This is a genomic window from Paractinoplanes hotanensis (assembly GCF_023717965.1).
GTDB lineage: Bacteria > Actinomycetota > Actinomycetes > Mycobacteriales > Micromonosporaceae > Actinoplanes > Actinoplanes polyasparticus.
Genome location: NZ_JAMQOL010000074.1, coordinates 55,516 through 74,002, shown reverse-complemented (window position 1 = coordinate 74,002; position 18,487 = coordinate 55,516). Strand labels below are relative to the sequence as shown.

General features: G+C 68.0%; 15 protein-coding genes. 11 read left to right on the top strand and 4 right to left on the bottom strand.

All coding sequences use genetic code 11. The features are described from left to right. Window positions 1-98 precede the first annotated feature (98 nt). Window positions 99-344, top strand: a complete 246-nt coding sequence (locus LXN57_RS42795; protein ID WP_285904741.1) for a response regulator transcription factor — start codon at window positions 99-101, stop codon at window positions 342-344. Between the two features lie 392 nt (window positions 345-736). On the opposite strand, the gene LXN57_RS42790 is transcribed toward LXN57_RS42795, so the two are convergent. The 3 genes from LXN57_RS42790 to LXN57_RS42780 form a co-directional block, all read right to left on the bottom strand. After that, the gene (locus tag LXN57_RS42790) at window positions 737-1,534 is read right to left on the bottom strand and encodes a replication initiator (RefSeq protein ID WP_308206703.1); all 798 of its coding nucleotides are present in this window, start codon (window positions 1,532-1,534) and stop codon (window positions 737-739) included. A gap of 324 nt (window positions 1,535-1,858) precedes the next feature. Then, the gene (locus LXN57_RS42785; RefSeq protein WP_251804032.1) at window positions 1,859-2,128 is read right to left on the bottom strand and encodes a metal-sensitive transcriptional regulator; all 270 of its coding nucleotides are present in this window, start codon (window positions 2,126-2,128) and stop codon (window positions 1,859-1,861) included. Window positions 2,129-2,764: 636 nt separating this feature from the next. Beyond that, window positions 2,765-3,832, bottom strand: coding sequence for a glycoside hydrolase family 6 protein (locus LXN57_RS42780; protein ID WP_251804031.1), 1,068 nt, complete (start codon window positions 3,830-3,832; stop codon window positions 2,765-2,767). A gap of 858 nt (window positions 3,833-4,690) precedes the next feature. Here LXN57_RS42780 and LXN57_RS42775 point away from each other — a divergent pair. The 10 genes from LXN57_RS42775 to LXN57_RS42730 all read left to right on the top strand — a co-directional run bounded on the left by LXN57_RS42775 (window position 4,691) and on the right by LXN57_RS42730 (window position 15,305). Next, on the top strand, window positions 4,691-5,686 hold the full coding sequence (locus tag LXN57_RS42775) for a LysR family transcriptional regulator (RefSeq protein WP_251804030.1): 996 nt from the start codon (window positions 4,691-4,693) through the stop codon (window positions 5,684-5,686). 157 nt (window positions 5,687-5,843) lie between these two features. Beyond that, window positions 5,844-6,275, top strand: a complete 432-nt coding sequence (locus tag LXN57_RS42770) for a cysteine dioxygenase family protein (RefSeq protein WP_251804029.1) — start codon at window positions 5,844-5,846, stop codon at window positions 6,273-6,275. Window positions 6,276-6,310: 35 nt separating this feature from the next. Next, window positions 6,311-7,366, top strand: a complete 1,056-nt coding sequence (locus LXN57_RS42765; protein WP_251804028.1) for a YeiH family protein — start codon at window positions 6,311-6,313, stop codon at window positions 7,364-7,366. Window positions 7,367-8,021: 655 nt separating this feature from the next. Next, window positions 8,022-8,891: an SDR family NAD(P)-dependent oxidoreductase gene (locus tag LXN57_RS42760; RefSeq protein ID WP_251804027.1), complete on the top strand. Its 870-nt coding sequence runs from the start codon at window positions 8,022-8,024 to the stop codon at window positions 8,889-8,891. A 280-nt stretch (window positions 8,892-9,171) separates the two neighbouring features. Next, on the top strand, window positions 9,172-10,548 hold the full coding sequence (locus tag LXN57_RS42755) for an MBL fold metallo-hydrolase (protein WP_251804026.1): 1,377 nt from the start codon (window positions 9,172-9,174) through the stop codon (window positions 10,546-10,548). 273 nt (window positions 10,549-10,821) lie between these two features. Continuing rightward, the gene (locus LXN57_RS42750) at window positions 10,822-11,670 is read left to right on the top strand and encodes a sulfurtransferase (protein WP_251804025.1); all 849 of its coding nucleotides are present in this window, start codon (window positions 10,822-10,824) and stop codon (window positions 11,668-11,670) included. Window positions 11,671-11,823: 153 nt separating this feature from the next. Continuing rightward, window positions 11,824-12,684 carry an aldo/keto reductase gene (locus tag LXN57_RS42745; protein WP_251804024.1) on the top strand — a complete coding sequence of 287 codons (861 nt, stop codon included), beginning with the start codon at window positions 11,824-11,826 and terminating at the stop codon, window positions 12,682-12,684. Window positions 12,685-12,871: 187 nt separating this feature from the next. Continuing rightward, window positions 12,872-13,438 carry a SigE family RNA polymerase sigma factor gene (locus tag LXN57_RS42740; protein ID WP_285904740.1) on the top strand — a complete coding sequence of 189 codons (567 nt, stop codon included), beginning with the start codon at window positions 12,872-12,874 and terminating at the stop codon, window positions 13,436-13,438. Then, the gene (locus tag LXN57_RS42735; RefSeq protein ID WP_251804022.1) at window positions 13,435-14,187 is read left to right on the top strand and encodes a hypothetical protein; all 753 of its coding nucleotides are present in this window, start codon (window positions 13,435-13,437) and stop codon (window positions 14,185-14,187) included. The genes LXN57_RS42740 and LXN57_RS42735 overlap by 4 nt, the downstream gene beginning before the upstream one ends. A gap of 161 nt (window positions 14,188-14,348) precedes the next feature. Then, window positions 14,349-15,305 carry an alpha/beta hydrolase gene (locus LXN57_RS42730; protein WP_251804021.1) on the top strand — a complete coding sequence of 319 codons (957 nt, stop codon included), beginning with the start codon at window positions 14,349-14,351 and terminating at the stop codon, window positions 15,303-15,305. A gap of 301 nt (window positions 15,306-15,606) precedes the next feature. Here the strand turns inward: LXN57_RS42730 and LXN57_RS42725 are convergent, their stop codons facing one another. After that, window positions 15,607-18,450 carry an AfsR/SARP family transcriptional regulator gene (locus LXN57_RS42725; RefSeq protein ID WP_251804020.1) on the bottom strand — a complete coding sequence of 948 codons (2,844 nt, stop codon included), beginning with the start codon at window positions 18,448-18,450 and terminating at the stop codon, window positions 15,607-15,609. Between the last annotated feature and the right edge of the window lie 37 nt (window positions 18,451-18,487).

Sequence of the window (18,487 nt, the reverse complement as noted above, 5' to 3'; positions counted from 1 at the left end):
CATCGTCACCGCCGCGCTGCACCTCACCCATTTCGAATACAAATACCTAACCGGATCTTGCTGAGATCAGCTCACTGGACCCCGAAGTGGTTGCACGGATGCTCGGGCGCCGCAAACGTGAGGGTCCCCTCCAGCATTTGACGCCCCGCGAGCTGGCAGTGCTAGCGGCTATGGCCGAAGGTCTGTCGAATTTGGGCGTGGCTGAAACCTTGCTCATTAGTAACGCTTCCGTTGAAAAGCATGTGACGTCGATCTTTCGCAAACTGAGTATCGCTCCCATCGACAGCGAGCACCGCCGCGTTCAAGCCGTGCTGACCTATCTGCGCGCGAATGATCGCGGATGATGAACCTCCGCGAGGTGCAGGTTCAGCGGCGGAGGGCGCTTGCACTTGCAGGTCCAGACAAGGCTGCGCTGGCAGAACGGCCTCAAGCCAAGGCCAAGCCTCGACCTCGACCTCGACGCGTCGCGATAGCAAAATTCTTGCGTATCTGCCGAGAATGTCCTCTCGACGCAAGGTGTCCACAGTTCAAGGGTGCGCCAAAAACGCCGCCGGATGCCATCCGTCAGCATGTCGCGGCGGCGGACCTGTAGTCTCGAATAGACGTATGCTCTGAGCCAGGCGATGCGATTCTGATTCGCATGCCTTTGGCTCCGGGAGAGAGGTGCGCTTCTCATGGAACGAGTCAAGGGGTCTGCCGATCGATCCGATCCTGATCTTGCTTACTAGGTCTGTGATTACCCGGCTGTGCGACTCGCCGTCCGTCGTGCCTGCGACTGGGCCATGGCGGCGGCGGCCTGGTCTTCGGCGCGGCGGAAGTTGATCCGGGTGTCGCGCAGGGGGGTGAACCGGACGACGCGGCGGCGGGTTTTGGTGAGGAAGTGCCCGGCGAAGCCGAAGCGGTGGGCCCATCGGCGTAGCCGGACGTAGGGATTGGTGGGCGTGCCGGTGTTAGCCGTTTTGCTGTCAAGGCTGCCTTGACGCTCGGCGACGCAGACGGGGCAGGCCCGGTATCGGGTGTGGGTGCCGCAGTCCGGGCAGTCCCAGGGCTCGCCGAACGGGTTGCCGTTGGACCGTGTGGGTCGGTCGGCGGGTGGCTGGCTACGGGCGGTCGGTTGGGGGATGGGGCGGCCGAGTCGCCAGCAGGCGGTGATGAGCCGGGCGATGTGGTCGCCGTCGGGGTCGTGTTCGTCGATGGTGTCGCTGGTGATACGGGTGGAGGGGAAGCCGGTGGCTTCGGTGCTTTTGGTGGCGTACTTGGCGAGGTATCCGGCGTTGGCCAGGTAGTCGCTGATCATGTCGTCGGTGATGCTGCCGTCTCCGGCAAGGGTGAGCGGCTTGGCGTCGAAGCCTGTGTCGGGGTCACCCCAACGGATGTCCCAGCCTTGGGGGTAGTCGGGATGCGCGGGGGTGGTGAAGGAGATGGTTTCGACGGCGTGGCGAAACGCGGCGGTGATGTCATCGACGTCGATCCCGGGCGGGGGGATAAGGGCGGCGTCGGGGTCGTCGGGGTGGACGCCGTCGAGGCGGACCAGGGCGTGACTTGGACCGGACTCGGCTGCCGTCGAAGGCGGACCGAAACCGGTCGCTGCTGGGGCACGTCAGCTCGACGATGCCGGCCAACCATTGTCGACAGAGACGGCTCGATCCGGCCGATGGGAACTCTGCGACCAGCCGGGCCGGGCCCTGCTGTGCGGAAGCGTGCCTGTACTGCTGGCGACGGCGCGGATGTCCGCCTCGCCAAGGATTGCTGAACTGCACCGGCACGACGTGCGGTCATAACGCCCACGGGCTGACCGCCCATGAGGACCGTGAGCCACGGGCCGCCGTGGCAGGCGTGCTGCCCCGACGGCGGGCGGTCAGGCCAGCGACAGGAACAGCTTTTCCAATTGCGCGACGTCGACGGTCGGTTCCTCGCCCTCCTGTTCCGCAACGACGCATTGACGCAATCCGGTAGCGATGATCTTGAAGCCCGCGCGGTCCAGCGCACGGGACGCCGCCGCGAGCTGGGTCACCACCTCGGTGCGGTCGCGGCCGGACTCCAGCATGGCGATGACTCCGCGGATCTGTCCCTCGGCTCGCCGCAGCCTCTTGATGACACCGCTCAGGGTCTCGTCGTCGATCTCCATGTCTGCCTCCCGAATGCTGAGTCCGTTGCCGCATATACCCCTGAGGGGTATAAGTGCGTGGTGCGGCCACCCGTTGATGATCACCGTGAATCCACCCTGGCCACTCTCGCCGGCTGGCTGCACACCCGGGCCCCGCCAGCCGGTCCCGCTGTCCCGCCGGTATCGCACGGTGATCGCCGCGGACGGCAAAACCCTGCGTGGCGCCCGCCTGGGTGACGGCCGGCAGTTCCATCTGCTGTCCGCTCCATCTGCAGTCCGGGCCGGACATCGCCACCGGACTCGTACTCGCCCAGGTCACCGCGGACACCAAGAGCAACGAGATTACGTCGTTCGCGCCGTTGCTCGACGTCGTCGAGGCCGTGCTCGGCACCTGGCAGGGGGCTCGATGCGCTGCTCACCCAGACCGGTCACGCCCGCGAGGTCACCACCCGCCGAGCACACCTGATGGCGCAGACGAAAGGCAACCAGCCGACCCTGTTCAAACAGCTGAAGCGGCTTCGCTGGACGCAGGTCACGGCCGCCGCGAGACCCGTTGGCACCGCACCAACGGCGCAACCAACATCGCCCGCGCCACCCGCCGCTCACCCGACCTGACCACCGCCGTGACCAGCGGCTACCTGACAACGTGTTAGGAGTTTAGGCGCCGTAGATCAGCTTGTAGGCCACCTCGGGAAGGAATTGGCCGGCGGAGGAGCCGGAGCCCACTCCGCAGTTGCCGTCGGACTGGCCCGGGGTCTTGAGCCAGAGCAGCATCTCGGCGCCGCCGCCGAGTTGAGACGGGGTGCCGATCCGGCGGCCGGGCGGGTTGCACCACTGGCCGTTGGAGCCGTTTCCGTTACGGCTGGTGTCGATGACGAACGGCTTGTTATGGCCGTACCGCCGTAGTTCGCTGACGAGCCGGTCGCCGTAATCGGCGTTCTCGCCGGTGGTGAAGTAGTTCGAGACGTTCAGCGCGAAACCGTGGGCATCGGCGACGCCCGCCTGGTTGAGGCGCTGTGCCATTGTCGGGGCGTTGATCCAGCCTGGATTTCCGGCGTCCAGGTAGGCCCAAGTATTCGGCGCCTTGGCGCGGAATTGCCCGGCCGCGCGTGACAGCATGCCGACGCGGTCGTTGATCTGCGCCTGGCCCATGCAGCTGAAGTCGCCCAGCGAGTCCGGCTCGAGGATCACCACGGCCGGCCGATCGGCGATCGCGGCGGCGAAGGAGGAGATCCAGGAGTCGTACGCGGCGACGCTACCGGCGCCTCCGCCGGAGTGACCGCCGCAGGCGTCGCGACCAGGAATGTTGTAGGCCACCAGGATCGGCAGCTTGTCGACGGCGTCCGCAGCCCCGACATACGCGCTGACGGCATCGGCGATGTTGCCGCTCCAGTTGCCGAACCAACTGGCCATCGGCTTTTGAGCGATCTGCGACCGGATCGCGGCGGCGCGTCCATCCTGGGGGTTGGCGGCCACCCACGCCGCCGGGCCGGATAGCGTGTTCACGTAGAACCCGTTGGTCTGGCCGAGTGGGTTGGCGTGGGCGGCGGGGGCATCGATCAGAACGGCGGGAACCACCAACGCGAGCGCGGCGGCGAGGGAAAGGGTCAGTCGTTTCATCGGCCAGTCTCCTACGGCATGTACGGAAGTTGGTGGCGCCGATGGTTCTAACGTACCGAGTGGCCCCCTCTTCACCGGCCGGTCAGAACGGTCGCCTGCGATCATCCCCGGCACCGACGGGTTCGACCGTGCCGGTGTGATTGTGTCGCGCGAGAAGCGCTGCGTTCCCTTGACGGCGAAGTCATCGCGCTTGACGAACGCTGCGAGATTCCGGCCACCGGCTACCGGTGTCGGTCTTGAGATTCCCACGTCTGAGCGTTCGTCTGAAACTGACGGTCATCCTTGACACCTGGGTCTCCGAGCACTCCAGAGATCATCTATGTCCGAGCTCATCCCTCCGCTGGATCGTGAGGCCAGGAGACGCCTGGCGATCATCCGCCGCGATGATCTGGCCAGGACCCGGCGGCGCTTGCTGTGGCCGCACCTTCCCTCGGCAAGACCGAATGGTCCTCATGGTGATGGCGACCGCTGAGTCTTCAACAGCATCGGGTGGAAGATCCGATCCGGTGCACCTTGACGGGAGCACTGTGCTCCGGACTCGCGTCACCTCGTTGCTCGGCGTCGCTGGAGGCCACGACCCGCAGGCGGCGCCGCAGGGGCCGGCTGTCCGTGGGGACAGCCGGCGATGGTGGCCGTCAACCGAGGCGATCTCTGATCGGCGCGTGAATTCAGGCAAGGTCTAGCCGTTTATTGATTGTAGGGACGGCGTCGGTGGCCCCGGTCGGTCGGCGGACGCCACTGTGAACGAGTGGGGCAAGAAGTGAGGCGACGGATTGCAAATGTCAGGCCTCTACGGCTCCCGCAAGAGCTGCGAGCCCGGGGCACGTGCAGGCCGGCCTCGGCCACCTGGCGGGTCCAGCCCGTCAACCACACCACCAAGACGCTGACCGACGTCACGGTCACCGCGCAGGCGAGGTCGCCGGGTGGTCGTGTCCTGGCGGGGCGGCCACTCGGCTGGCGCCGTTGAACGACCGTGATGGTCATACGTGGTGGGGGTGGACAGAGGCACGGTATCGACTACTTCAACAACTGGACGGAATCCTGATCGTGTTTGACTCTCGCCATATCACGACATTCCACGAAGTGGTGCGTACCCAGTCATACACTGCGGCGGCACGGGCCTTGGGTTATACCCAGTCCGCGATCAGTCAACAGATGAAGGCGCTTGAGCGCGCGGCCGGCACTCCCTTGTTCACCCGAGCCGGCCGGGGATTTCGGCTGACTGAGGCGGGCGAGACCCTGGCTCGGCATGCGGAGGACATTCTTGGCAGCATGTCCATCGCTTGGGAACAGATGACAGCAGTCGCCCGGCTGCGGGCCGGCCGAGTCCGGGTATGCGCGTTCCCCAGTGCCAATGCGACGCTCCTCCCGAGGGCCATGGCCCTGCTGGCCGCTGAGAGTCCCGGGATCCGGGTGGAGCTGCTGGAGGACGAGCCGCCCGACTCGCTGCGGCGGGTAGCGCAGGGCGAAAGTGACCTCGCACTGGCCTTCGCCTACCCCGGGCTGCGGGATGAGACGCCGGACGAGCTGGTGGAGATCCCGTTGCTGGAGGACCAGCTCACCGTTCTCCTGCCGGCGGGCCATCCCTTGCTCGATCGTCCTGCCCTCGAGCTCGTGGACCTCACCGAGGAGCGGTGGATCGCCGGATGTCCGCGGTGCCGCGCCAACCTTCTACATCAGTGCGCCCAGCTGGGATTCGTACCCGACATCACGTATACCATCGACGATATTCTCACGATTCACTCATTGGTCGCTCAGGGCTTGGGCGTCGCAATGATGCCCGGATTGACACTTTCCTTTCTTCATGGTGACACGATCAAGGGGCGCTCTTTGTCGCCGATCTCACGGCGTCAAGTGTCCGCTTACGTCCTGCGCGACCACTTGCGCATTCCTGCCACCGCCCGAATGCTGGAGGCGTTGTCATCGGTTGCCGGCCAACGGACCGCCGGGCACTCATAAGCGACTCTTCATCACGCCCAAATAGCTGTTGTTGGACGCCATGTTTCGGAATGGTCATGCTTGACGAATGACCGCTACACCCCGTCTTTCCCGGTACATCGAGGAAGTCCGCGAAATCGTGGACGCCGACCAGCCGCCCTCCCGGACCGTTCGCCTGGTGGGCGAGCGGCTGGCTGCCCACTTGGGAGCGACCGATCTGCTGACCCCTCAGCAGCGCGAGGGTCATCCGGATCGATACCGTCAGCACTTCTTGCACGCCGAGCGCGGATTCTCGGTCGTGGCCCTTGTCTGGCTTCCCGGACAGCGCACCGAGATCCACGATCACCTTGCCTGGTGCGTCACCGGGGTCTATCGGGGTGAGGAGCATGAGCAGCGCTTCAGCTTGGGCTCGAGTGACATCCCCGCGCTCGTCGCGACCGAGCAGACCGTCAACCGGGCGGGCGACGTGTGCGGCTTAGCCCCGCCGGGCGACCTCCACCGGGTCTGGAACGGAGGGGTCGGCAAGGCGGTGTCCCTGCACGTCTACGGAGCCGACATCTCCGCCCGCGGGTCGAGTATCCGTCGGGTGTATGGGCCGGCACACCGATGAGTCTTGAACAGAACGCGAGTGTCCACACAGAGCCGATGAACACAACCCCGGTGCACACGGGAAGCTCGGTGCGGCGCATCGCGCCGGGCCTGATGGTTGCGTCACTAGGCGCCGCCGCTGCCTGGGGGGTGCATTGGGCGATGCCCGCCGTGCCGACGTTGACCGCCGTCATGGTGCTGGGTATAGCGGTCGCCCACCTTCCCGTCATCCGCGACGGTGTGCGCGGCGTCGCCCGGCCGGGCCTGAGCGTCGCGGGCAAACGGCTGATGCGGCTGGCGGTTGTGCTGCTGGGAATCAACCTGAGCATCGGGAAACTACGGGAGGTAGGACTGCCGACCATGGCGATGGTCGTTGTCGTGGTGGTCGTCACCTTCGTCGGCACCTGGTGGCTCGGCCACCGCATCGGGGTGCGAGGTGACCAGCCGCTGCTGATCGCCGTCGGCTACGCGATCTGCGGAGCCTCGGCGATCGGGGCAGTCAGCGCGGCGACTGACAGCGACGAGGATGACGCCGCGGCGTCAGTCGCTGTGGTGACGCTCTGCGGCACTCTGGCGATCGCCGTGCTTCCGTTGCTTCAGCATCCACTCGGACTCGACGACCTTCAGTTCGGGCGTTGGGTGGGAGCAAGCGTACATGACGTGGGACAGGTGGTCGCGACCGCGAGCGCCGCCGGCCCGGCGGCTGTCGGTGACGCCATCGTGGTGAAGATGCTGCGGATCCTGCTCCTCGCTCCGCTGGTCGCCGTGGTGGCCTGGGGGCTGCGGCGACGCTGGGTCTCGGCCACCAACGGGCAGGTGCCGGATTCCGCCGGCGCTGGAGGACACGGAAAGAGGCCGGCGCTGGTTCCCCTGTTCGTCGTGGGCTTCGTCGCGATGGTCTTCCTCCGCAGCACCGGTTGGCTGTCCGAAGGCGTGCTCGACGGGATGGGAGTGGCGCAGCATCTGCTGCTTTCCGTGGCCCTGTTCGGAATCGGCACCGCGGTGCACCTGCCCACGTTGGCTCGGACCGGAGGGCGTACAGCCGTTCTGGGGCTGTGCGCCTGGATCGTTGTCGCGGGGGTGTCGTACGCCGGCGTCATGGTGACATCCTGACGCGCGCTGCTGCGGGGTCTCCGACCGTCCGGCGCTCCGGTGACGTGCTCGCCCCGACGTAAGTGCTGTGGCAGCGGGCGTCGCCGAGGTGACGACGTCACCCGTCTGCGCAGTTCGCCAGCGCCGCCGAGGCCGTCGGATCAGCGGTGCCGGCGATGTCGGCCTCCAGCGACCGCACTGACGGACGAGAATGTAGCCGCATGCCCATCGAAACTCGCCCGGTGACGTGAATCGCGGCCTGTTCCACACGTCTGTACCAATGACACGGCCACCACGCGGTGATCCGCGATGATGAGCAGCCTGCCGACAGAGCGATTCAGGTCGGCAGACAGTGACGGTCAGCAGCAGCAGCAGCAGCTTCGTCGGCGACCCGGGTTCTGCGCACGCCGACACCACCGGTGCCCACCTTCGAGGCCGAGCTGCGCACCTTGGTAGGAACTCGGCCCTTACCTCAATACCAAACGCCGCATCAACGTCTATGAGTCACCGCTACCCGACGATCTAGCTGGCTGGATACGACACTCAAGACAGTCCTGAATGACATACCCGGCCGGCTCGCCGGCGTGCCGGTCGCTCGTCGACGAACTGGAACCCGTCGAGCGATGAGCTCGGCGACCGAGCCAGCGCTCGCGTCCCAAAGCAAGGAGAACACTTCATGACCAGGCTCCCCCCATACCGATTCGACGGACGAACCGGGGTGCTCACCGGCGCCGCGAGTGGCATCGGTGAGCAACTCGCCTACCTTCTGGCCGCTCGCGGCAGCAACCTGGTGCTGGTGGACATCGACGAGACCCGGCTGATGGCCGTCACCGAACGGATCCGGACGGACCACCCTGAGCGGAACGTCGAACCGAAGATCGCTGACCTCTCCGACCGGGGCGAGGTCGACCGCGTCGCCACCACGATCCTCGCCCAATACCCGGCCGTAGGCCTGTTGATCAACAACGCCGGGGTCGCCCTCAGCGGCCGGTTCGACCAGGTGACAGTCGAGGAATTCGAACGGGTCATGAACGTCAACTTCCGGGCCCCGATGCTGCTCACCCACAAGCTGCTGCCGGCGCTCACCGCCGCATCCGGCGGCCATCTGGTCAACGTCTCCAGCCTGTTCGGACTGATCGCTCCGGCCGGTCAGAGCGCCTATAGCGCCAGCAAGTTCGCTCTTCGCGGATTGAGCCAGGTGCTACGCAGTGAACTCGCGGACAACGGCGTCGGTGTCACCACCGTGCATCCGGGCGGCATCCGAACCCGTATCGCCAGAAATGCGAACATCGGCAGTGGCGTACCAGTGGAGGAGGCCGAGGCAAACGCGCGCCGACTGGACGCGTTGCTCACCTATGCCCCGGAGAAGGCCGCGTGGCAGATCCTCGACGCCGTCGCCAGACGCAAGGCTCGCCTGCTCATCGCCGGCAGCGCCAAGGTGCCGGATGCTCTCGCCCGTCTGATGCCCGTCGGTCACATCTCGCTAATACGGGCCGTTGCCTCCACCTTCAGCCGGACCAGCAAGTCGGACAGCCTTACCCGATAAGGGCGATGTGTCGGATCCGGCCGGCGGCCTGGCGACGCGCGCCAGACGGCGGAGCAGCCGCAGGCACCGTCGCCGCACTCGGTACCGAGGCCGGAATGGCGGGATCTCCGCCACCGGCGCACTGGCCCACCGCTCGCCCGGCCGCAATCCGACGGACGCTCGTCGTAACGCCGTTCTACCGGCCGCACCCGGCGCAGTTGCCGCCGGCACCGCCCCAGCCAACCATCGTCCTGTGTAGATAGTTCGAGTGCCGCATCCCGCCAGCCAAGGAGTCCCAACCGTGCCATCCATCCTGCCCATCGACACACCATCGCTTGGCGATCGCAGCTACCTCGTGCACGACGGCCGAGTCGCATTCGTCGTCGACCCGCAACGAGACATCGACCGCGTCCTCGATCTGGCCGCCGCGAACGGCGTGCGGATCACCCACGTCCTCGAGACCCACATCCACAACGACTACGTCACCGGCGGGTACGCCCTCGCCCAGCACACCGGCGCCGCGTACCACGTCAACGCCGACGACCCGGTCACCTTCGACCGCGTCCCGGTGTCCGACGGCGATGTCATCATCGTGAGCGACTCGATGACCGTGACCGCGATCGGCACTCCAGGGCACACCCACACCCATCTCGCCTACGCACTCACCGACACCGACCGACCGATCGGCGTCTTCTCCGGCGGATCCCTGCTCTACGGCTCCGTCGGCCGCCCGGACCTATTCGGCCCAGCCCACACCCACGACCTCGTACGCCACCAGTACGCCTCCGCGCACAGGCTCGCGTCGATGCTGCCCGGCGACGCCCAGGTCTACCCCACCCACGGCTTCGGCAGTTTCTGTTCCGCCACCCAGAGCGACACCACCGCGTCGACCATCGCGCAGGAGAAATTGGTCAACCCGGCTCTGACCCGCGACGAACAGAGTTTCGTCGATGAGTTGCTGGCCGGCCTCGACGCTTGGCCCGCCTACTACGCCCACATGGCACCCGCCAACTCCGCCGGACCGGGCGACGCGGATCTGTCCGCCCCGCAACGCGCGGACGCCGAGCAGCTCCGCAAGCGCCTCGCCGACGGCGAATGGGTCGTCGACCTGCGTAACCACGTCGCATTCGCCGCCGGTCACGTCGCCGGCACTCTCAACTTCGGCCTCGACGGGGGCTTCGCCACCTACCTTGGCTGGCTCATCCCGTGGGGCACCCCCCTCACCCTGCTCGCCGAAACCCCGCAGCAGATCGCCGAGGCCCAGCGTGAACTGGTCCGCATCGGCATCGACCGGCCAGCCGCACACGCCACCGGCGGACCCACCGACTGGAGCGGCGGCGAGAACCTCGCCACCTACCCTCGGGCCACGTTCGCCGACTTGGCCGAGGTCCGCCACCACCGGCCCATCGTCATCCTCGACACTCGCCGCAACCTCGAAGCCGCCGAGGCCCGCATCGACGGAGCCGTACACATTCCTCTGCACGAACTCCTCGGCCGTCTCCACGAGGTACCGGACGGGGAGGTCTGGGTGTACTGCGCCGCCGGCTACCGCGCCTCCATCGCCGCCGCGCTGCTCACCCGCGCCGGCCGCCACGTCGTCGCCGTCGACGACAAGTTCACCAGAGCCGCGGACGCCGGCCTGCCCACTGTCACCGGCACAGCCCACGTCGGCCAGTGAGCCGGCGTTCACGAGTGGTCGCGGCGCGAGGTCTGTCTTGGCCTGTGCGATCCCCCCGACCCCTCCGTCTAATCCACCATGAGACAAGGGGAACGGTGCCGCCGGCCGGTTGGACGTCCCGCTGGACAGATACGGCGCGGTCGTATTTCCCACCCGGTGACGGTTCATTTTCGACTTTGTCCCCGAGCAACGTTCGCGGAGACGGTTTGAAGGAACGCGTCCGTCTCGCGTTCATCTAGTCGGGCGACATCGCCCACTGCGAGGAGGCACATGATGAGCCGCAACACCGCGCTCGTGTCTGCCGAATGGGCCGAGAAGAATCTCGATACGCCCGGGGTCGTCTTCGTCGAGGTCGATGAAGACACCACCGCCTATGACGGCGGCCACATTCCGGGCGCGATCAAGATCGACTGGAAGGCTGACCTGCAGGATCCGGTCCGGCGCGACGTCGTCGACCAGGAGCAGTTCGGCAAGCTCCTGTCGGACAGGGGGATCGCCAACGACGACACCGTGATCCTGTACGGCGGTAACAACAATTGGTTCGCGGCCTACGCGTACTGGTACTTCAAGCTTTACGGCCACCGCGACGTCAGGCTGATCGATGGTGGTCGCAAGAAGTGGGAACGCGATGCCCGCCCGTATTCCACGGACGTCACGAGCCGGCTGATGACGCGGTACCAGGCGTCGGCGCCGGATCTGTCGATCCGCGCGTTCCGCGACGAGGTCCTGCAGTCCATCGGGAAGAAGAATCTGGTCGACGTACGCAGCCAGGACGAGTTCGCCGGGCGGCTGCTCGCGCCCGCGCATTTGCCGCAGGAGCAGGCGCAGCGCGCCGGGCACATCCCGACCGCGATCAGTGTGCCGTGGAGCAGGGCGGCCAACGAGGACGGCACGTTCAAGTCCGACGATGAGCTCGCCGAGATCTACGGCGCCGCCGGCCTGGACGGCAGCAAGGACTCCATCGCGTACTGCCGGATCGGTGAGCGTTCCTCGCACACGTGGTTCGTGCTCACTGAACTGCTTGGCCACGCCAATGTGAAGAACTATGACGGTTCGTTCTCCGAATGGGGTTCGCTTATCGGCGCACCGATCGCCGTCGGCGACGAGCCCGGAAAGGCCTGACACCGTACGCGTCGACGTCCTTCCCGGTGGTCAGATTGATCGGGGAGCGTCGCTGTCCCTCTGGATCGACGTGGCCGGCAATCACCCTCGGACCTCGCCTCGCACTCGACCGGACTACGAAACACGGCCTGCGCTCGCAGGGTGATTCCTCGGATGCCGTTTGGAGCGACCGGGCACGAGTCCAGCCGGGTGATCTTCGGCGCCGCGGCCCTCGGCAGCGTCGCCGAGACCGACGCCGACCGTGCCCTCGACCTGCTGGTGCGGCACGGGGTCAACCACATCGACGTCGCCGCCGGCTACGGCGACGCCGAGCTCAGGGTGGCGACCTGGCTGCGGCGCCACCCCGGCGCGTTCTTCCTGGCGACCAAGACCGATGAGCGGACCTATCGCGGAGCGCGCGAACAGATCCGCCGTTCGCTGGACCGGCTGGGAGTCGACCGGATATACGCCATCCAGCTGCACAACCTCGTCGACGTCATCGACTGGGAGACCGCTCTGGGACCGAACGGCGCCCTTGAGGCGGCCGTCGAGGCGCGCGAGGAGGGCCTCGTGCGCCTCGACGGCGTGACCGGACACGGGCTGTCGCCCGAGATGCACCGCCGCGGCCTGGACCGATTCCCATTCGACTCCGTGTTCCCATTCGACTCCGTGCTCGCCCCGTACAACCACGTGCAGATGCGCGACCCGCGGTACGCGACGACGTTCGAGGCGCTGGCCGCGGTGTGCGCCGAACGGCAGGTCGCCCTCCAGACGATCAAGAGCCTGGCGCTGCGTCGCTGGGACGGCCGCCCGAGAACCGCCGCGACCTGGTACGAACCACTGCGGGACCAGGCCGACATCGACCTGGCGGTGCACTGGGTCCTCGGCCGCGCGCAGGCTTTCCTGCTGACCACCGGCGACGTCGAGATCCTGCCCCGGCTGCTGGACGCGGCCGAGCGGTACGAGCAGCGCCCGACCGACGAGGCGATGGACGACCTGGCCGATCGGTCCCGGGCCGAGCCGCTGTTCGTGTGACCACCGCGCCGGCCCGCCCGGCCGGCCGGCCGACCGGGGTCGTGCGCCACGGCGAGCGGGTGGCGCTCGTCTTCCCCGGCCGGCGACGCGATCCGGCGCGCGTACGCGCTGGTCCGGCGCCTGCGAAAACCCGCCGGACAACCTGGGAGGGTGGCCGGCTCGTAGAGGTGGTGAAGGAGGTACCTACATGCCGCGTCCCACCCGTGACGACGAGTTCGTGACGTTCGTCCGCACTCACCGAACGTCACTGCTCAAGTTCGCCGGCCTGTTGACCGCAGGGGACCACCACCGGGCCGAGGACCTGGTGCAGACCGCCCTGTCCAAGCTGTATGTGGCTTGGCCGAAGCTGGATCGGCCGGAAACGGTCCTGGCGTACACCAGGCGCACGGTCCTGAACAGTCACATCGACGAGTCTCGACGCCCATGGTGGCGCCGGGAGCGGTCGACGCCTGATCTCCCGGATCTGCCTGCCCATGAGGGCCCGGACGGGATCACGGGCTTGGACGACGGTCGTTTCGGCCCGGTCGGGGAACAGGTGCGGGCTGCCTTGGCGGCGTTGCCCAAACAGATGCGGGCCGTCGTGGTCCTGCGTTACTGGCTGGATCTCAGCATCGAGGAAACCGCCCGGATGCTCGGCTGCGGCCAGGGCACGGTCAAGAGTCAGGCCGCCAAGGGGACCGCGAAGCTGCGCCTCCTCCTTCCCGCGCCGTTACACGCGGCGGGCGGCCAACGGATCGAGAGGACGAACCCATGAACGAGATGAAGATGCTCCTGGACAGCGCGGTGGCGATCGAGGACGGGCCGGTCGACCCGGCCGCGGACCTCGTTCGGGGACGCCGCCGGCTGCACAAGCGGCTACGGACCCGCGCGTGGGCGTGCGCCGCCGGGCTGGCCGTGGTGGCCGCCGCGACCGGCGCCGTGGTCACGAACGGATTGGCCGACCCGGCTGCGCCGCGGGCCGCTACCGCGCCACCCGCGTCCCTGACGCACAGCGCGACCACCGGGACGTCCCCGCGCACCCAGCTGCCGGCCATCGAGCTGGTCGCCTACACCGGCAAGCAGGTTCCCGGCTACACGGTGAAGTCGGTGCCCGAGGGCTGGGAGATCCAGGGCGGCAGCAACACCGTGCTGACGCTGGCGCCTCAGGGCTTCAAGAACCAGGACGTCAACGACTGGGTCGGCAAGATCGTGATCATGCTGGAATCCAAGGAAGCGGCGGGCGACGACCGCCCGATCACCGAGGAGGACCTCAAGGCGTGGGGTATGGAAGGCTCCGACCTCGCGCAGACGACCGCCAAGGTCACGGTCAACGGTAAGGACGGGTCGATCTCTCGTCCGGTGAACGCCGACCGCACGTCGACGGTGAGCGTGTCGTTCCCCGACACGAAGGGCCACCACGTCGTCGCTCAGGGACCGGCGTCGCTCGGGTGGACCGACGCGCAGTGGGTGGAGTTCGCCGAGGGAGTCACGGTTCTGCGTAACGCTGAGCAGGGCGCCGGCTGATCGTCGCCGCACGTTCCAGCCGGGGAGGTCCGCGCGGCGCGAGCCTCCCGTGCTGCTGCCCGCCCCGCATCCGGTGTCCGCGCCCGGTCGGCCGCGGGCGGAGTCGGGCCAGAATGAAGGCTCCGGCGCGGTGTGCGTTGTCTCAGGCGGAGGTATCGCCCATGACGACTCGAATCCGCCGGCTGTTGATGGTGCCCGTCATCATCGTGACGGTGCTTGCCGCGGCCATCGGCGTTCTGTACGCGTGTCCGCTCGACGATACGGGTCTGCGCCCGGAGCCGCGGTCGCTGTCCTTCGCCCAGGCGGTGGCGCACATCGACGCGCGGTATCAGGCGGAGCGGGCGGAACCGCGGATCCGCACGGAGTGCCGGTCGTTCGCATTGCTGCATGCGGCGGCCACTGCCAAGGCCGTGCTCCTGCTGCACGGCTATCTGGGATGCCCGCAGCAGTTCGACGGACTCGCCGAGATGTTCTACGCACGCGGCTACAACGTCCATGTGCCGTTGCTGCCGCGGCACGGCACGACGGATCCGGACGCTGACCGGGAGCTGACCGCATCCGAGCTGACCGCGTTCGCCGGCTCCGCGATGGACATCACCGCCGCCCTGGGCCGGGAGGCCGGTGTGGTCGGCGCGTCGGCCGGAGGGGTGCTCGCCGCGTGGCTGACCACCACGCGGCCCGGCCAGGTGAGGCGCCTGCTGATGGTGGCGCCGTTCTTCGAGCCCGGGGCGGAGCAGTTCCCGCCGGTGCTGGTCAAACCGTTCATCTCGCTGTACGGGCAGCGCATCCTCCCGGACCGCCGGCATCCGGTCGGTTTCGACTACGCGGTGCTGGCCGAGTTCCTGAGGCTGTCGCGGCTTCTCGACACTCGCGCCGAGCTGTCCGCGTTGGCCAGCGTGGCCGTGGTGACCTCGGCCCGGGACCGGTTCATCGATCGCGAACGCGCAAGGACGGTCGCTCTGGAGATGTCGGCGGCGAACACGCTGGTACCGGCCTCCTACGAGATTCCACCCGAGGCGCGGATCGGCCATGAGGCGGTGGACCCGGCCCGGCTCGGCGCCGAGGCGGCCGTCCTCTACCCCAAGTACGTCAACCTTTACGAGGGCAGGCTCCCGTGACGGTGTCCTGCCGGGATCGACTCCAGCAGATCGTGGCCCGGACGACGAGGACGCCACCACCTACGACGGCGGGCACCTCCCGGGGCGCCGTCAAGATCGGCTGGGAGCGCGACGGGCGGGCGTTCACCACGGAGGCGCCCCAGCGGGAGCGGACCAGGCATACGGCGTCCGCGTCGGACCTGTTGATCCGCGCCTTCCGGGACGAGGTGGTGCGGGAGATCGAGGCGCGGAACCGTCGACATGCCTGCCTAGCGGCGACGTCCGGCTCACCGCGCGAGAGTCCTCGGGAGCGGTCCGCTGGTCACGCCGCGCCGTCCAGGTCCGTGAGGCGCCGGCGAACCTCGTCCGCCATCGGAGGGGCGACATCGGCCAGGACGGCGAGGGCCTCCTCCCAGGCGCCGCGGGCGGTGTCGTGGTCGCCGAACCGGTGCGCCGTGTCACCGAAGTGCAGATAGCACTGGGCGGTGCTGGTCCGGGAACCGGCCTTGTTGTACGCATCGATCGCCAGCCGATAGTGCCGAACCGATTCGTGATAATCCGTCCGCACCTCATGGATACCGGCCAGGGTGAGGTAGCACTGTCCCCGGCCGAGCGCGTCGTCGATGCGATCACACATCGCCAGCGCCTGTCGCACCAGCGCGATGCCCTCGTCGTGTCGTCCGGACTGGGCGTGCGCGTCGGCCAGGCAGTAGAGGGCGCTGGTGTGATTGGAGACGTCACCGATGGCCTCGAAGATGCGTACAGACTGCTCGAAGTGCTCGATCGCGGCGGAATGATCGCGACGCCAGGCGTGGACCTGTCCCAGGTTCCGGTGCACCAGCGCCTGCTCGCCGCGGCTGCCCCGCTCGGTGAAGAGCCGGAGCGCGTCCGCGAGGAGGCTGAGGGCCTCCTCCTGGCGGCCGAGGCTGTGCACTGCGCCGGCCAGGCTTCGCCGCATGTACGCCTCGCCGAGGGTGTCGCCGGCGTCGACGGTGGCGTGCAGACACGCTCGTGCGATGGTTGCCCAGTCGTGCCACCAGCCCTCGTGCTGCATGAAGACCTGCATGCTCACCGCAAGATGCCAGGCGACCTCGATCCTGCCGTCCTCGATCGCGCTCTGGATGAGGGACTTGAGCACCAGCCGCTCAGCGGTGAACCATGCCGTGGCATCGGCAAGAGTGGACGTCTCCGTCGTCGTCACTCCGTTCAGCACCGGCGGCGGCGTCACGGACAGCGCGGGGGCGAAATGCCGGACGATGTCGTGGGCGCTCTGCCGGTAGTGGTCGGCGAGCCGGTCCACTGCCTGCCGGCGGACAGTGTCCGGCTCGGCCTCGAGGCTGAGCTCGCCGGCGTAGGCACAGATCAGGTCGTGGGCCGCGAACCGTCCCGGCACGTGCTCGGTCAGCAGCCTGGTGCGGATGAGCTCGCCGATCAGGACCCGGGTCTCGGCCGGGGAGGCGCCGATCAGGCTCGCGATCGCCGGCATGGTGATGTCCGGTCCCCGATGCACCGGCAACAGCCGGAACATGTGCATGGCACGAGGGCTGAGCATCTGGTACGACCAGGAGAACACGGCGCGCACCTGGTTCTCCAGATCGTCGCCCGAGAAGCCGTCGAGGTTGCTTCTCGCATGTTCCAGTTCCTTGGCGATGTCCGGCAGGAGGCTGCCGGCATCGGTCAGGGCGCGCGCGGCGACCACAGCCAGCGCCAAGGGCAGGCCGCCGCACCGCTCCGCGATCTGGTCCATGGCGTCCCGCTCGGCCGGCGTCGGTGCGGCGCCCGTGCGTGACGTGACGAGTTCCCGGGACTGTTCGGCCGAGAGCACGTCCAGGGTCAGCAGGTGGGCTCCGAAGCTGGTCGCCAGCGCGGTGAGCCGCCTGCGGCTGGTCACCAGGACCACGCAACCGGCCGCGCCCGGCAACAAGGGCCACACCTGCTCCACATCGCGCACGTTGTCCACGACGACGAGCACGCGCCGACCGGACAGGACACTGCGATAGAGCCCGATCCGGGCCTGCGCATCGGTGGGAATCTCGGAGTCCGGCACACCGAACGCGTTGAGGAACCCTTGCAGTGCGTCGGCCGGGAGAACGGCGCCGCCGGGATCGAAGCCGCGCATGTCGATGTACAGCTGGCCATCGGGATACGAGGCGGCGAGCTGATGGGCGAGGTGCACGGCGAACGTCGTCTTGCCGATGCCCGGCATGCCGTCGACGGCGAGGATCGGGACGGTCGGCGAGGCGGCGGCATGCCCGTCCAGGATGCCGGCGGCGCGGCGCAGGTCCTCGTCGCGTCCGGTGAACTGCGACAGGTCGTGCGGCAGCTGAGCGGGAAGGATCGACCGGTGCGGCGAGGTGAGGGGAACGGGTACGTCCGGCTGTCGTCGAGGCACGACGGGCCGGCTGTCGGCGCGCGCCGGAGCCGGAGGTGTGCCGGCGGCTCGCAGCACCCGGGCGTACGCGTCACGAAGCTCTTCGCTGGGCCCGACGCCGAGGTCGTCGGCGAGGCGCCGGCAGATGGCCTGGTAGCTCGCGATCGCCTCGGCCTGCTTGCTGTCGGTGGAGAGCGCGAGGAGGAGCTGTGCGTGCAGGTCCTCGTCGAGCGGGTGCAGTTCCGTGGCTCGTCGCAGCGCCGGCAGGACCGGGCGGACGTCGCCGCTGAGCTGCGCCAACCGCGCGGTCCGGCGCACCAGATCGACACACTCGCGATCCATCGCGGCGAAGACCGAGGGCCGATACGACTCAAGCTCGGGCGTGCTCGCGCAGGGTCCTCGCCACAGAGGCAGCGCCGTGACGTAGTGCGACAGGGCCTCGTCCGTGCGTCCGGCCCGCTCGGCAGCCGCCCCCTGATCCGTCAGAGCGCGGAACTTGAGTAGGTCGAGACAGCCGGCGTCCGCCAGCAGGCGGTATCCGGCCGGCTCGCTCACGATCCATCGGCCCGCCGACCGAGCGGTGAGATCAGGCTCGAAGAGGCGGCGTAACCGGCCGATGTGACGCTGCACCACGTTGACGGCGCTCGGGGGTGGCTCTTTCCACAGCGCGTCCACGATCTCACCGAGAGGTACGGTCCGTCCCGCGTAGGCGAGCAGCAGCGCCAGAAGAAGCTGCTGCTGACGGGGCCCCAGGTCCAGTTCGGCGTCGGCCCGGCGTACCCGCAGCGGTCCCATCACCGCGAGCCACAAGCCCCTGGTGCCGACACTCGGA